At 37.1% G+C, this 14,351-nt stretch carries 15 protein-coding genes and 1 pseudogene; 2 read left to right on the top strand and 14 right to left on the bottom strand.

Features of this window, described 5'->3' with window-relative positions:
- Nucleotides 1–195: 195 nt before the first annotated feature.
- The 8 genes from P8O16_RS18645 to P8O16_RS18610 form a co-directional block, all read right to left on the bottom strand.
- Nucleotides 196–1,545: an FHA domain-containing serine/threonine-protein kinase gene (locus tag P8O16_RS18645; protein ID WP_300317317.1), complete on the bottom strand. Its 1,350-nt coding sequence runs from the start codon at nt 1,543–1,545 to the stop codon at nt 196–198.
- A complete protein-coding gene (locus P8O16_RS18640) occupies nt 1,545–2,246 on the bottom strand; it encodes an FHA domain-containing protein (RefSeq protein WP_300317315.1) in 702 nt (233 codons plus the stop codon). Before P8O16_RS18640 ends, P8O16_RS18645 begins: the two co-directional genes overlap by 1 nt.
- A gap of 467 nt (nt 2,247–2,713) precedes the next feature.
- Complete coding sequence (locus P8O16_RS18635; RefSeq protein ID WP_300317313.1) at nt 2,714–3,352, bottom strand: hypothetical protein; 639 nt, start codon at nt 3,350–3,352, stop codon at nt 2,714–2,716.
- Nucleotides 3,349–4,971, bottom strand: coding sequence for a protein phosphatase 2C domain-containing protein (locus P8O16_RS18630; RefSeq protein ID WP_300317311.1), 1,623 nt, complete (start codon nt 4,969–4,971; stop codon nt 3,349–3,351). The genes P8O16_RS18635 and P8O16_RS18630 overlap by 4 nt, the downstream gene beginning before the upstream one ends.
- A gap of 7 nt (nt 4,972–4,978) precedes the next feature.
- Nucleotides 4,979–6,514, bottom strand: coding sequence for an FHA domain-containing protein (locus tag P8O16_RS18625; protein ID WP_300317308.1), 1,536 nt, complete (start codon nt 6,512–6,514; stop codon nt 4,979–4,981).
- Nucleotides 6,515–6,544: 30 nt separating this feature from the next.
- Nucleotides 6,545–7,333, bottom strand: coding sequence for a hypothetical protein (locus tag P8O16_RS18620; RefSeq protein WP_300317305.1), 789 nt, complete (start codon nt 7,331–7,333; stop codon nt 6,545–6,547).
- Entirely contained in the window at nt 7,333–8,082 is a 750-nt protein-coding gene (locus P8O16_RS18615) for a MotA/TolQ/ExbB proton channel family protein (protein ID WP_300317303.1), read from the bottom strand. Before P8O16_RS18615 ends, P8O16_RS18620 begins: the two co-directional genes overlap by 1 nt.
- A 207-nt stretch (nt 8,083–8,289) precedes the next feature.
- A complete protein-coding gene (locus P8O16_RS18610; RefSeq protein ID WP_300317300.1) occupies nt 8,290–8,832 on the bottom strand; it encodes an SUMF1/EgtB/PvdO family nonheme iron enzyme in 543 nt (180 codons plus the stop codon).
- 1,066 nt (nt 8,833–9,898) lie between these two features.
- Between P8O16_RS18610 and P8O16_RS18605 the strand changes: the two are divergent.
- Nucleotides 9,899–10,096: pseudogene (locus P8O16_RS18605) on the top strand (IS1595 family transposase); the annotation flags it as partial.
- 61 nt (nt 10,097–10,157) lie between these two features.
- Here the strand turns inward: P8O16_RS18605 and P8O16_RS18600 are convergent.
- From P8O16_RS18600 to P8O16_RS18580, 5 genes are all read right to left on the bottom strand, one after another.
- Nucleotides 10,158–10,682: a hypothetical protein gene (locus P8O16_RS18600; RefSeq protein ID WP_300317297.1), complete on the bottom strand. Its 525-nt coding sequence runs from the start codon at nt 10,680–10,682 to the stop codon at nt 10,158–10,160.
- 76 nt (nt 10,683–10,758) lie between these two features.
- Entirely contained in the window at nt 10,759–11,445 is a 687-nt protein-coding gene (locus P8O16_RS18595) for a hypothetical protein (protein WP_300317295.1), read from the bottom strand.
- A 79-nt stretch (nt 11,446–11,524) separates the two neighbouring features.
- A complete protein-coding gene (locus tag P8O16_RS18590; protein ID WP_300317292.1) occupies nt 11,525–11,737 on the bottom strand; it encodes a hypothetical protein in 213 nt (70 codons plus the stop codon).
- Between the two features lie 405 nt (nt 11,738–12,142).
- Complete coding sequence (locus tag P8O16_RS18585; RefSeq protein ID WP_300317289.1) at nt 12,143–12,457, bottom strand: hypothetical protein; 315 nt, start codon at nt 12,455–12,457, stop codon at nt 12,143–12,145.
- Between the two features lie 124 nt (nt 12,458–12,581).
- A complete protein-coding gene (locus P8O16_RS18580) occupies nt 12,582–13,313 on the bottom strand; it encodes an SUMF1/EgtB/PvdO family nonheme iron enzyme (RefSeq protein ID WP_300317286.1) in 732 nt (243 codons plus the stop codon).
- A gap of 229 nt (nt 13,314–13,542) precedes the next feature.
- Here P8O16_RS18580 and P8O16_RS18575 point away from each other — a divergent pair, with 229 nt between their 5' ends.
- Entirely contained in the window at nt 13,543–13,722 is a 180-nt protein-coding gene (locus tag P8O16_RS18575) for a hypothetical protein (RefSeq protein WP_300317284.1), read from the top strand.
- A gap of 175 nt (nt 13,723–13,897) precedes the next feature.
- Here P8O16_RS18575 and P8O16_RS18570 read toward each other — a convergent pair.
- A partial coding sequence (locus P8O16_RS18570) for a formylglycine-generating enzyme family protein (RefSeq protein WP_300317281.1) occupies nt 13,898–14,351 on the bottom strand: 454 nt, incomplete at its 5' end.

Raw genomic sequence — 14,351 nt, 5'->3', positions numbered from 1 at the left:
CCACGGTCAGGGGCATAAACCTTCAACGCAAACTTATGGTCACCCATCAGCTCGTCCGACACCAGCCACACCACACTGAAGCCCCCCAGACCAATCTGGCGGATCAGACGGTAGCGGTTCGATAGCAAATTCCCTTGAGTGAGTTTCATGTCTTGTCTCTCATTTTGAATAAATTACTTTAGATAACCAATGGCCTCAAGAAGATAAAACCAAAACTTTCAGAGTGGTATCCCCAATTGTTATGATATCATTTTCTATCAAATCAAATGAAAGAGAATCGGATCCCTCATTTAGCGTTAAGGGAGTTTTTAATTTTTCCCCATTCACTAATACTCCATTTTTGGAAGTTTTTAAAGGCCCAGTTTCGCTAACAAATTGCCCATCCATGATAGACCAGTAGTTTGACTTTTCATTCCAATATAGAGTTGCATGCCTACTCGAGATGTATTTGGTATAGACCTCAACCAATCCTATATCATTTTTGAATGGATCATCAATATCAAACCAGCCCAATCTCAAAAATCCTTTACGTAGTATTTTGGAAATTTTAGAAAGGTTATATATCCTACCTATTTCATCTCCCTGCATCACTTGAAGTCCCCAAGAAACTGTCTCCGGATAATTAATTTTATAAGGTCTATTGATCTCTGACTTGGAATAGCCAAGCGCTTCAAGCACCTGAGAACAAGATTGGTATCTATCTTCAGGTTTTGGGTTCAAACATTTTTCGATGATCTCAAACCATAAATGATTTTCCTGAATGACTTTTTGAAGGGTTTTTTTATCCCAGTCATTTTTCTTCTTTCGATTCTCATAATCCGAAAAATTGTTTTGAAACGCATCGAAAGGACCAAATGGCAATAGTCCTTGGGTAAAAAACTCATACATCGTGACACCAAAAGAATAAATATCATTCGTGGGGCCCATTGATTTGAAAGCTTTAACTGCATCAGTTTGCTCCGGAGGGGAATAGGTAACTGTGGCAAACACTTCCTTTACCCTTCCCATAATATCGAGTTGAGTTTGTCTTTTTTTAATGGACCCTGAAATACCAAAATCAACCAATTTAATATTGTGCTCCTTGTCTAAAAGAATATTTTCTGGCTTTATATCTCTATGAATTATTCCTTGCTCATGTAGGTGAGTTAGTCCTTTTAAAATCTGAAGAGCAAACCTATTTACCTTGGTAATATCCATTTTAGAGAATTGGTCTCTCAGACTCCCTCCTCCACAAAACTCCATGATAATAAATGGATTACCTTGAAGATAGTCAAAATGGTAGCCAACGATTATATGAGGAGATTTTATTGATTTAGAAATTTCAAATTCTTGTTTAAGCCTTTTTTCAAATTCAACCCGGTTATCGGGCATCATTTTCCACAGCTTCACAATTTTAATTGCAACCTCTTTGAAATGATTGGAAGCTTTATAAACAGATCCAAACCCACCTTCTCCTAACTCTTTGTCAAGTAAAAAATCTCCATCAGGTGAAGGGAAAATAACACCTGGCTTTAAATCAAGAACTTGAATATTTCTTCCTTCCATCAATCAAACTTGAAAAACTGGTTTCCCATCAAAATAACTGTTCCTGAAACCAAAGGTATCTGGCCTATTACCTGAACATAGGTAGCCTGATGTGTGCTTAGATCCTGAATGTACCATTTACCATTGATTTGGGAGATTACTGCATGCTTGTCCCGGGAAATACTTGAATTTTCACTTTCTAAACTGGTTCGATTAAGAACCACCTCCGCCAAATCAAATTTTATCTTTTGGTTGGTCTTCAGATTAGTGAGTGAAAAGTTATCTTCCCCAGGAAGGGTAAAACCTTCTATTTTTTGTGTAGGTTCGGATTTTATACGGTAACCATTTGGGTTTAGTTCTTCATTCTTTTGACCACCTAAAAACTCACAATTAGGGCAAATAATCTGCTTATTTTCTTTATACAATGGATAATGGCCGCAATCAGGGCAAGTATCAATATTGCTTTTTAAAGAAAACTCTTTTTCAAACTTTGAATCTTTTTTTATTTCCCTATAGTCTAAAGGCTCATCCCAACTGTGGGAATTCGAAGGTTTCCCCATTAGAGTAGGAGTTCCAGAATCATAAGTATCATCCGTAAGGGGCCTATGAATTGGATTTCCTGATTTTACTCCACTAGATTTTAAATCAGTCAATTTAGTACCACAAGTACCACAAATCTTTGAATTCTCCGGATTGGATTTTCCACACTCAGCACATCTCATAAGTTTACAATTTAAATTTTTCAGTTTTAAACTAAATAATAGTTATATAAATTAACATTGTTACATGACTCTTAAATACCAGTCAAGAGTATACTTTTAATGATTTAGAAATTCATTTAAATGATTTCACGATATAATGTCAATAGCTTCTTTTTCTAGCCGGATTTCAGATGAGAGGTGACCGATGCTCACCAAATTCAAAAGTTATCCAAATTTTCAAAGGGCTCTTTCTACCTAGTTGGTAAGCAAGCGTATATACATATTAAATAATTATTAAAACTTTATTTATTGACAAGGCTGGAAATATTCCCCTTTAATCGGGCTAGCTTTTACAGAATCAATTCTACCGTTTTACTTCTTGCCACAGATGGAGATTTAATAGCACTAAAATGTCAAACTGCACCAAACTTTAATAGAACCATTAATCTTCATTTAACCATGGCAGCACCACTAGTTCCAAACGGCAATTACAGGCTGGCGATCTTCTCTTTTCTTAATAATTTAATATTCTTTATAAGAAAGTATGGGGGCAATAAAATAAGTATGAGTAAACATATTGTAATAAACCACTTTATAAAAGAACCGCTACTTGTATCTTTTGAATCTATTAATTTTTTAGGCGAAATATGCAATAAATTTATATCAGTTATTTTGTCACTTTCCCAAAAGTTGGCATACTTATAATAGTAATTGTTTTGTTTATCCTTTATTAATAAGATTTGAGGACCTCCTTCTTGTTTTATACTTTCGTAATCAATATAGAAAACGGCATTTGAATTAGGATTGACTTTAATATCTTTTATTAAAAATGCCGGAAGTGCTGGAGGGATCAGAAACAAATACTGATTTATGATTGAAAAATTATCAACTTGTGTAATATAATCTTTTATTCTATCTACATCTTCCAATTCTTCTTCCAATAAAAATTCACCTACTCCTAATTGCATTAATGGAGTAATATAAAGTAATTCATTAGTATCGTTAGTTACGGTGTATTTTCTAATGATTGGAAATAAGGTTATTCCAATCATTAGAAAAGACATAAATCCTGTGATTATCACAGTCAAAATGCTAAAAGCCAATATTTTTAATTTTCTACTTTTCATATGCACAATCTTTTTAAGCTTGCCTGCAACTTGTTTTTTATAGAATCTATTTTTTTTGGATTAGAGATTTCTTGCTGCCTTTGTATGAGTTGAAGCGCTTTTAATTTCTCCAAAATCCTTTTTTCATTGGGATAAGATTTTTGAGCAGATTGAATTAGCAAAATAGCCTGATTTAATTCTCCTGCTTTTTCCAAAGAGTCGACAGCTGCCATAATCTTATCGATTTCAGATTCAATTATTTCATTTTCTTTATTTAGCACTGGCTGTGGCAATTTCTCCTGAACTGAAGCATTATAAGCCTCTGTTTCTAAATTTTCAATTTCTTTGGCAAATCTATTTTCATTAGGAAACCTTTTTTGAGCCTCACGCAAAATGGCGACAGCCTCTTTTATTTTTCCCATATCAGAAAAAAATTTTGCTGCTGAAAGCAAGGAGTCTATAAATTCTCTTTTATCGATTGGATCGCTTGCTGGAGGGAAAGTATTATCATTGTCAGTTGGAGTTTTATATTTTTCTAAAGATTCGATCCTTTCAACAACTCTTTTTTCATCCGGAAATCTCAGTTTAACTTCACTTAAAATCTCCAGAGCTTGATCGATCTTTTGATTTGACTCTAAGGAATCAATAATCTGAAATATAGAATCCAATTTTATATTATCATCTGTAAAATAATTCTCATTTAAACTGTTGTGTTTTGCATTCCAAAAAATTAAACCCAAGACAAGCGCAACTAAAAATATCAATACAGCAATCAAAATAGATTGCTTTGTTTTGGGAGATTTGTTGCCAATAGTCTTTTGTGAATCCACATATTCCCTAGCCGACTGAGGTCCCTCAATAATTTTGGCTGCTATTGCAGTAATATTATCATAGCCCCCTTCTTGATTTGCTTTATTCACCAGCTCCTTGACTATATCGGAGACTTTCTGATGACTGAGTCCTAACAAAAATATTTCCTCATCAGGAATCATTCCGTTCAATCCATCTGAACATAATAAAACCAAGTCTCCCTTTTGCAATGATATTCTTTTATATGAGGGCTTGGGAAGGTTCCTCGGCTCGCCCAGACTTTGCATGATCAAATTGCTGTCTGGATGAATCCTGGCTTCTTCTGGGGTTAACGACCCTTCCATAACCATTTGCCAAACAATGGAGTGATCATCTGTGACCGGATAAGGTCTTAGACCTGATCTTACCACATATGCCCGACTATCTCCGCTCCAAGCAAGATGGAGTTCATTATCCCTAATCCACCCTAAAATAGCTGTTGTGCCCATTCCGGTAGTTTCATCATCTTCATTTTGCCTTTGAATGATCTTATCATGGGCATAAGAGATGGCCTGAAACATGAATTCCTTGATCGATTTGCACTCTTCCAATCGTTCAGAAAAGAACGTTTTGATTGATTCTTGGGCGATATCAGAGGCAACTTCTCCGGCATTGGTTCCTCCCATACCATCAGCGACAAAAAGTAAGACACCCTGATCTGATACCTCAGTTATTGCATCAGGGGAAAATTGCCAATTTTTTGAATTAAGATTTTCACAAACGATAAAGTTGTCTTCGTTGTGATCCCGTACCATTCCGACATGGGTTGTTGCAAAGAGTTGAATATTCATCTAGTTTTTAATTTACTGTGGAAATGGGAGTATAAACCTGAAAAACTTCCTCTCCAGCAAATGACATTGCACCCGTCACGATCCCGATCACAGCAGGTCCATCCTCCTGTAATATAAATACTGGTCCACCTGAATTCCCTCCACGTTCTGCTCCTTGTATGCCGCGAATCACTCCCTCGGTTAACCCCGTTCTACGAACAATACCCTTGTTGTAATCTGGCCTCATGTCTCCATCTGCTCGAAATCTAACCCCATCCGGATACCCCAGCACATGCAATTCTCTGGCGGTCTCCAAGGAAATAGATGCCTGTGGGCTATAATTGAGACCACCAATAAGATTAATTTGCTTATATGCGAAATCACTACCATTATGAAAATTTGCGACTCTCACTACTCCATCTACATCATCTAAAGAAACTCTGTATAATTCGTCCCTTGAAAAATCTTGAATCATATCTTTATTTGTAAAAGTAAAATCAATAGAACCATCAAAGGACCTTGCTCTAAAAGTTACAGTCAAGTTTCCTCCACTGTTGGAAAAGAAATCAATTTGATTAATATCTTCCTCATATTCAGGTTGTACTTCAGAAGCAAAAATATCCACACAGTGCCTAGCTGTTACAAATTTACCCCCATCGAGCATAAAGCCGGTACACATGCATTGTGGATCTGTGGGAGTTTCATCCCATAATTCGCTTCCTTGGAAGGTAAGGCTAGCGGACACAAAATAAATTGCAAGGACATTTTTCTGAACATCTCCTACAAAAATTGAAAAATCCTCAGGTACATTCAATTTGGAAAGTGAGTCAGCAACCTTCTCCATTTCGGTTTGTATAGCCAATAATCTGGCTTCATTCTCTTCCCTCTCTCTTAAGTTAGATATATTGATTCTATTTATTTGATTTTTGAAATCATCGTTATTCTTTATAATTTTTTCAGCAAAACCTTGATTTTCTTGATTTAATTTTACCAATTCATCAGCCTGGGCAGAAGATATGGTCTCCTGAATTTCCAATTTGGTAAAGGCATTTAAAAGAGCATAAGACAACCCCGATGTGGACAAAAGAAAAATTGCAAATAAGAAAATTGCTACAGACTTATAGGGTTTAATTGCCTGCTGAATCACCAAATTCAATTTATTAGTAAACCCCATTTTTGAAGTGCCTGATGCACTGGTGTTAAATCTCATCCGAGGACCCTCGAGACTCAGCTGAATCTCATCTCCGCTAGAAAGAAAAAACTCTCGGTTGACTGGTCTTCCGTTAATCAGCAGTGGATTAGTGGCAGAGAGGTTTTTGATTTTTGCTTCCTTGCCCTCTCTGGCAATAGAGGCATGCCTTCTACTGACCGTGGGGAAGTCCTCCCCAAAACTTACAGCGCATTTAGGACCTCTTCCTAATTCGATGTATGGGATAACAATTTTCTCAAAACTTCCCTGAGCATGTTTTTTGGTTGGGGTTAGATATTCCAAAGTATACACGGGTACATCCTGACCCGATAGAATCTTCAACCCTGTTGATAATGCTTGTGTGGATCTTGCCATACTATAAGGCTTTTAATTTTGTTTTTTTATTTATTGGACTGTAATTTCTCCGCTTTCGGGAATCGTGATTTTACCGACTAATACTTTTGCCTGATTAAAGTCTCCACTAGCACTTGTTAATATTACAGGTGGGAAATTTTTGATTCCATTTCTATGAAAGACATTTACTTTCACATTAGGATTTTGATTGTTTCCCTTTCGATCGTAGATTTTTACCTTTATCTCATAGGTTCCTGGCGGAGGGTTATAAATTTCCCATATTTCCAAGCCAGGCCCCTCGGTATTGTCTTTGGTTAATTCTCCTGGTCTATTTGGGAATTTCTTTTTTTCATAATAAAATTCATCTCCCCAAGGTGCGAGAATGTGCAAATCCACATCTGTATCATCTGTATCCCAACTCATTGTGACCAAAGCGAATTTACCCTCCCCTTCGAATTTTTCTATTTGTTGAGATTGATTAGCGATCACCTGTCTTGCATCATCCAGTTGGAATCCCAATTCATAAACGTTTTGATTTGCTTCATCAAGACTTCTTTGAAGTCTATTATTTTCCTCGGAAAGGAGATTCAATTCATTTTCGACTGATTCCAAAAGTCTTTTAAATTCCTCAACAACATCGGGACTGACATAATCAGCCAGCTGATCAATATTCAAATCAAACTGATCCACCAATTCAGCCACCTTGGCCTGTCTTTCAAATTCCTCCTCACTTACCGGCATTTTTGGAACTATCACGTAGAGAATAATCACTGCCCCTAATGCACCTGATAAAAGGTCCAAAAATGAAATACTAAAAACTTGTATAGAGTTTTTTGCCATCAGGATACGTCAATTTTATTGACAAGCTGATTTATAACAAACTCTTCAATTTCTGAATGGAGGATTTCATTATCCTCTTGCAGTATATGGAAATACCACATATAAATCAGACTAAGTATTAACGAGAACAGCGTGGTATCAAATGCAATAGCTAAAGTAGAAGTCACTATATCTACTGATTGATTGGCCACTTCCAAAGCTTGTGCTATCCCCAAGACAGTACCAATAAATCCAATAGAGGGTATAGCCCAAGCAATGTATTTAATAATAGACTGCCCACTTTCAGTTTTCGCCAAATTAATTCGGGATTGTATGTTTACTATTTCAAGAGTTTCTGATACTGATTTGTTAGCTCGAAACTTAGTACAAACGCTTTTTATCATCCTCAGAAGGTAAAAATTACGGATGTCATCATCGGACTTTGACTTCAAATAATCGTTTACCTTAACCCTGATGTTATTCACCTCATCTACCCCAAAGACTATATGCTCTTCACTTGGAAGAAGAGAATGTCTCAAAAATTTTTTCTCTCTTTTTACTGAACCAACTTTATCCAGGATTTCCATAATACCTAAACAAAAAATCCATAGTGTAAATATCTGAATATAGCCTCCTCCAGAAATATCTCCTCCCATTCCTTTGAAAATTCTATTTATAGCTCCTTCCCCAGAATTAAAATATCCTAGGATGACTAAAATTAAGTAAACCACTACTATTCCAGTTGAAATTAAAATGCTTTTGAGTTTCATGATTTAGACACTGCTTTTTTTAACTAATTATTTTTTAAATAACTCATAATTTTATCTACTTTTTATGTCACTTTTGATTTTTCAAACTTATTTACCCAGTGATGGATAGGGTCAGATTTCGACTTATTTCCAGTTTATCAACTATTTCTACCAAACTTGCGTCCATAGAGACCTCTGCCATCAGCCTATATTGTTGAATTTCAGAGCTTAAACCTTCGACAAGCTCAGGATGCCTAATTCATTTGGGTTTTTTGTTGCTACGCTGTGTACTTTGTAACCACACTTGGCTTCATACCAGTCCGCATTATCCATGCTGAGGCCTCCACTGTATTTGGTACCTTTGCTTAGTTTACCTCTCCGAGTAGCGTATTCCCACTCGGCTTCGGTGGGCAAGCGGTAGTCGGTATCCATTTTTTCGGCAAGCCAGTCGCAATAGGCTACGGCATCAGGATAATTTACATTTACAATAGGATGGCTGTCTATCCAGTCCCATTTTGGTACTTCTGGCATGCTGCGGCCTGTGGTATTGCAAAAAACTTTCCATTGGGCTACTGTGGTTTCGGTTTTGGCTATCTCAAAGGTTTTTAGTTTTACTTGGTAGGTGAGTTGCTCATCGCTTTCAACTTCCATTTCAGTATCGCCCATGGTAAAAGTGCCGCCTTCTACGGTTACTATTTCGGGGTAGCTTTGGGCAAAAGAAGTTAAAAATCCAGCTAGGATTAAAAAAAATGTGATTGCTTGTTTTTTCATTGTTTACTTGTTTTAAGTTTTTGAAAATTCTTTCCTGTGTACCAAGTCACAAATTTAATTGCTGTGAGAATTTCATTCGAGCTATCTGTTTTCAACTGATTTAAGAAAATCAGATCCTTTCAGATCTTCTTAACCTCGCTCAGAAACTCTTGCATCAGGGGTAAAGTGTTTATTTAATTCAAATCACGCAGTTTGAAGTAATTGGAACAATACCTACAATTAGGTATTTTCTATTGCAGTTAAATTGTATTCCGTGATTAAATTATTTCACACTTATTTGATCAAACCATTCTTTCTACACGGTTTCCCCATCATGGTATGGTATTTACTGCTTGTGAAAGACCAGATTTGAAACCCATAGCCTTGAGTTGCCAAGGAATCCTACGAATCGATAGGGAAAATATGGGAATCAGACGAGTCTTAGGAAGTAGGAAATAAACTGTTAGTCCCGGATTATTGATTAGAATTGGTGATGAAGGTTTAAATCTCAATAAATCAGAGCCTGTTCCGATAATTTTGACAAAATTTTATTTCGAAAGCAGAGCACCTCTATAATAAGAAATAAAAACAAGCTACGCGACTATCCCTAGCTATCGGTAGAAGGGATTTAAATCTGTAATAGAAAATCTAATGCATGTTTCGGGTTCAAGGCAGCATGTATAAACTTATGCTAATAGAGATCTCGCCACTCAGTCTCTATTGGCAAAAGTTACAACCTAACCCTTTGACAAGCTCAGGATACCAAACTGTTTACTGGGAAAGTCCCTACCGAAAACCGTTGTCGCCACTACCGTAGGACTGATCGAAGTAGACACAAAAGTATAAATTGCAAGGAAATACTACATCGTTCCAGCATTCACCACGCAAAACACGATCCTAGCCTTATAAAAGAGCTCTTGGATTAGGAGCAAGGCTGCCATCAAAAGTTCCGTACAGGACATTGCACTATTCCCATACATTGACCGACATGTCATACAGCCCCAGTTCATGGGGAAATTATGTCCTACGGCATGGGTCTTGTCATCACTGTAGTCCCAATACAAAGCTACAGTACCTAAATTATTGCACCATCAAACAGATTCCAAGTGGATCGGGCTTGAATTTTAAAGACATTCATACCTTGTTCCATAAAGTGAAATCATGGTCATGAACAACTTATTGCTGGATATGCAAAAGGCATATTGATCTTTAATTAAGTGAGTTTCCCTACCGGATCAATCGCTCTCAGAATAAAGAAACCATCTTCCACAAGTTGATCACCTGAATGCTCAATAAGAATAAGATATATATATCAAAAATGATGTTAAGCGGACACCTCTATAGAATTAAAAAATAGGATCAATAGGTTCTCCGCTTGTGTCTGTCACAAAACTCGTATTTAAATAAATATTACATTTGGGCATGCGCTCTTTTAATACAAATGCTTTTTCAATTAAGTTTTCATCAGATTCATTGGAGGATAAAAAAACTTCTTTCAGACTTTGATTATCCAAAAGATCAGATAGATCTGTTAGCGTAATTTTTGTCTTAGTAATATTTAAACTTTCTAACGACTTCATTTGATTAAAATACGGAATACTTTTTTTGGTGATTTCTTTGTGTTTTCTCAAATAGAGTATTTTCAAATCCTCGAACCCACAGATGTGCTTGATACCTTCATCTGTAACAAATGTATCTTTTAGACGAATCTCCAATATCGACAAAACACGTAATGACAGAAAGTATAAAAAAGTATCATCTTTTTCAGAATCTATGGATGTATATCTACTCCAATTTTTAGGAATATCTTCTAATTTTTCAATACGAAAATGGCGTTGCCAGAATTTATTTTCTTCTTTGAGAAGGCTCATTTTTTTTTCTTTGACTCTTGATATGTTCAAGTCACTAATGCAACAAGTTTTGAAGCTACTAATTTCTTTTTAAAAATTAAAATTGACCTACATATTGGATGGCATTTTCCATCAATGTATTTAAATTTAAAAGTTGTCCTTTAGTAGAATAATAATAAGCCAGTTTATATCCAGCAATCAAAGAACTTAATCGTTGTTCTCTTGTTCCGTGGTGTTGTGGACTATTAAAGTCATAATCCCCTTTTGAAAAAAATGAGTTCCCAACTTCAGCTACATTTAGCGTTCCTAAAGTATTTGCTCTGTGAAATAAATATGATCCAGCCATATAATCAGCAAATAGTTCCTTATATTTCCCAGTCAAGCCAGTCATATATTTAAAATCTATAATATGTGCAAATTCATGAGCTAAAATTATTGGTATTGAGCTACAAGTACCTGAAGAAGAATTTAAACATTCTAATTGAATCAAAGAAAAACCTAGCATAATTGTACCGTCTGGAAAATTAGTATTGGTTATTGTGGATGTTGCATAAGCATTTGGAGACTCTTCATCTAAAAGGTAATAAATATCAGGATGTATGTCAAAAACATTGACTAATGTGTTATATTCTCTATTGTTTATTTCATCGAAATCTGAGTTACCTGAATATTTTGTCAAATTTTGCTGTGGTAGTGATGAGTTACCAAAATAACATCCTGTCTGTGCAAATCCATGGTTTATAAAACCACATATGATTGCTAATATTACTATTTTTTCTGTCATAGCTTTATTTTTTATTTATTTGAATTTACGATTATACTCTATTTTACCACTAGACCAAAATAGGCTTGACTTCGATCCATCATCGGATATCACAAGAATTGAGAAGCATAGTAATTTCATGGACGTTACTCGGCAGTTGAAAATTACTTCCTACTACTAATTCAAATACATAGCCGATTTTAATTTGCTTTGTCAAAAAAATAGCGGGTAGGTTAATCACATAATTCATTCGATGTACTTTACCCCAATCCATAAACGATCCATCACTATGTATCTTTATTACAAATAGCACGATTGGCTACAAAGCAAACTCGATATATACTTAATCCTTTGCCTCCTTATATCCCCGAGGGATTCTTTATTTCCAATCAAACCAGCCGACCCTTGGGCTCCAGTTCTCCCATTTAAGGATACTTACTAAATAGCTTCCTCTACTATAGAATTGTAAACTACAAAGGTAATCTCATGTGCGATTAAGCCATTAGCTTGTGCAGCCCCTTGTTTACCTCGTAATACTTCAATTTTCCGAAATTTCTTGTCTGTAAATAGCCTGCTCCACAAAAATGCACCCAACTATCTGGTAAGACACAATAATAATTTTTTCATCGGTTAAAATATTCATCAGTTGATTTCTGTTAATTGATAGATTTTGAGTAGCCATTCAATATTCCCAGATTCGATCATAAAAGAAATTAAATTACTCGCAAATTTCATCCAACCAACGATGAGTGATTTTACCATCATTATTAATGTTAAATACTAATCCAACAGGACATTGATTTGAACTTATAGAATCGGATAAATACCGATAATCAAATCCATTATCAATAGGTCTGCCTAAAATTCTCTTTACTTGTTTTGTCTCTATATATTTTGGCATTAAGTCGAGGACTTTTTTTAAACTTTGATAATCGTGTTTCTTCTGATAGTGTTTGCCACTTAAATATAATTCACTATTAGCAGCGCAGCTATCCAGAATAATTAGTATCAAAATTAAACAGCGTATTTTCATTGACTAATATTTTAAACTTCCTATGACTTTTTGTATTATTTTTTGGCTATTGCTGCGGTCGCCACTCCCAAACTAGAGCCAATTCGTTTTTTTAGCTCAAAGTAGGATCGATGAGCAGCTAGAACTAAAGGGCAAGGCGAAAGCCTAAAGCGTAGCTTAGAGAAGCCGAATTAAAGGTATGACGAGCCGACACCCGTGCGTTCAGGGCATCCCAGATCCAAGAGCCACCGCGATAGACATAATAATAGCCTTCGGATGGCCCACTTGGGTTGGCTTGCTTACTTTTACTATAGTCCCCGTACTTGTCCTGACACCATTCAGATACATTGCCCGACATGTCATAAATCCCCAATTCATTGGGGGACTTCTGTCCCACTGGATGAGTCTTTTTGCTGCTGTTGTCAGAGTACCATGCCACTGATTCTGGGGTGCTGCTCCCGCTGTATTTGTATCCACGGCTTAGGTTCCCTCCACGGGCAGCAAACTCCCACTCCGCCTCCGTAGGTAGGCGGTAGTTCTTGCCCGTCATAGAATTAAGCTTTTCAAGAAACCTATATACGCCTAACCAAGAAACATTCTCCACCGGACAGCTGTCACAGTCGCTGAAGGTACTTGGGTTATCGCCCATTACCGCATGCCACTGCGCCTGGGTCACCTCGTACTTCCCGATATGGAAATCCGATAAAGTCACCTGATGGGCAGGTTTTTCATTTTTTTGACAATCCCTTCCCTGCTCTGAAGTGCAGCCCATCGTAAATGTTCCGCCTACTACAATTACCATCTCAGGGTAGGATTGGGCAAAAGAAGTTAAAAATCCTGCTAGGATTAAAAGAAATGTGATTGCTTGTTTTTTCATTGTTTACTTGTTTTAAGTTTTTGAAAATTCTTTCCTGTGTATCAAGTCACAAATTTAATTGCTGTGAGAATTTCATTCGCTCTATCTGTTTTCAACTAATTGGAGAAAATCGGATCCTTTCAGATCTTCTTAACCTCGCTCAGAAACTCTCTCATTGTGGTCAGGAATTTATTTTTATCCAAATCACGGTATTGGAAGCAGTCGGAACAATACCTACAACTAGGTATTCTTGACCACATTCACGCTGACCATGACAGGACCTACAGGTGCAGTGCTGCGGACAGGCGGCTGGGACTCCTCCCGCTCCCGGATCTGGGTGTATCCGGTACCTATCGTCAGGAAAAATAAAATCAGGGTGATCAATACTTGGATTCTGCTCCTGATTTTGGCGGATACTAATGCATATTGAATGCTTGATATGAATTGATATTGATGGATATTTCGGAACTTGATTGATATTAAACTCAGGTACTTTCAAATCTCTACGGCCTGCCTTGCCCGCCCTTCGTCCCTCGGGCTGGCCAGAAGGCCTCCCCTTTTTTTCCTTTTTTAGCTTAAAAGTACAGATGGACGAACAACTAGAACTAAAGGGCAAGGCGGAAGCCTAAGAAGTAGAGGCGAACGTCGGGATTAATATAGTAACGAAACGACACCCGTGTGCCCGCGGCAGAGCTGCTCCAACTGCTGCCACCGCGAATTATACGTTTAGCCCCCGAGGAAGGTCCACGTGGATTGAACTGTGAACCACTGCTGTAGTCGCCCTTCCAGTCCTGACACCATTCCCCTACATTGCCCGACATGTCATAAATTCCCAATTCATTGGGGGACTTCTGACCCACGGGATGTGTTTTACCTCCGCTGTTGTCCTCGTACCATGCTACTGAACTGGTACTGTTGCCACCGCTGTATCTGTAGCCACGGCTTTGGCTCCCTCCACGGGCGGCATACTCCCACTCCGCCTCCGTGGGAAGGCGGTAGTTCTTGCCACTCATAGAGTTTAGCTTTGAAAGAAAACCTTGGATATCATTCCAGGATACC

Source organism: Algoriphagus sp. (assembly GCF_029254265.1).
GTDB lineage: Bacteria > Bacteroidota > Bacteroidia > Cytophagales > Cyclobacteriaceae > Algoriphagus.
The sequence above is the reverse complement of the archived record's forward strand: the minus strand, read 5'-3'. Positions and strand labels throughout refer to the sequence as shown.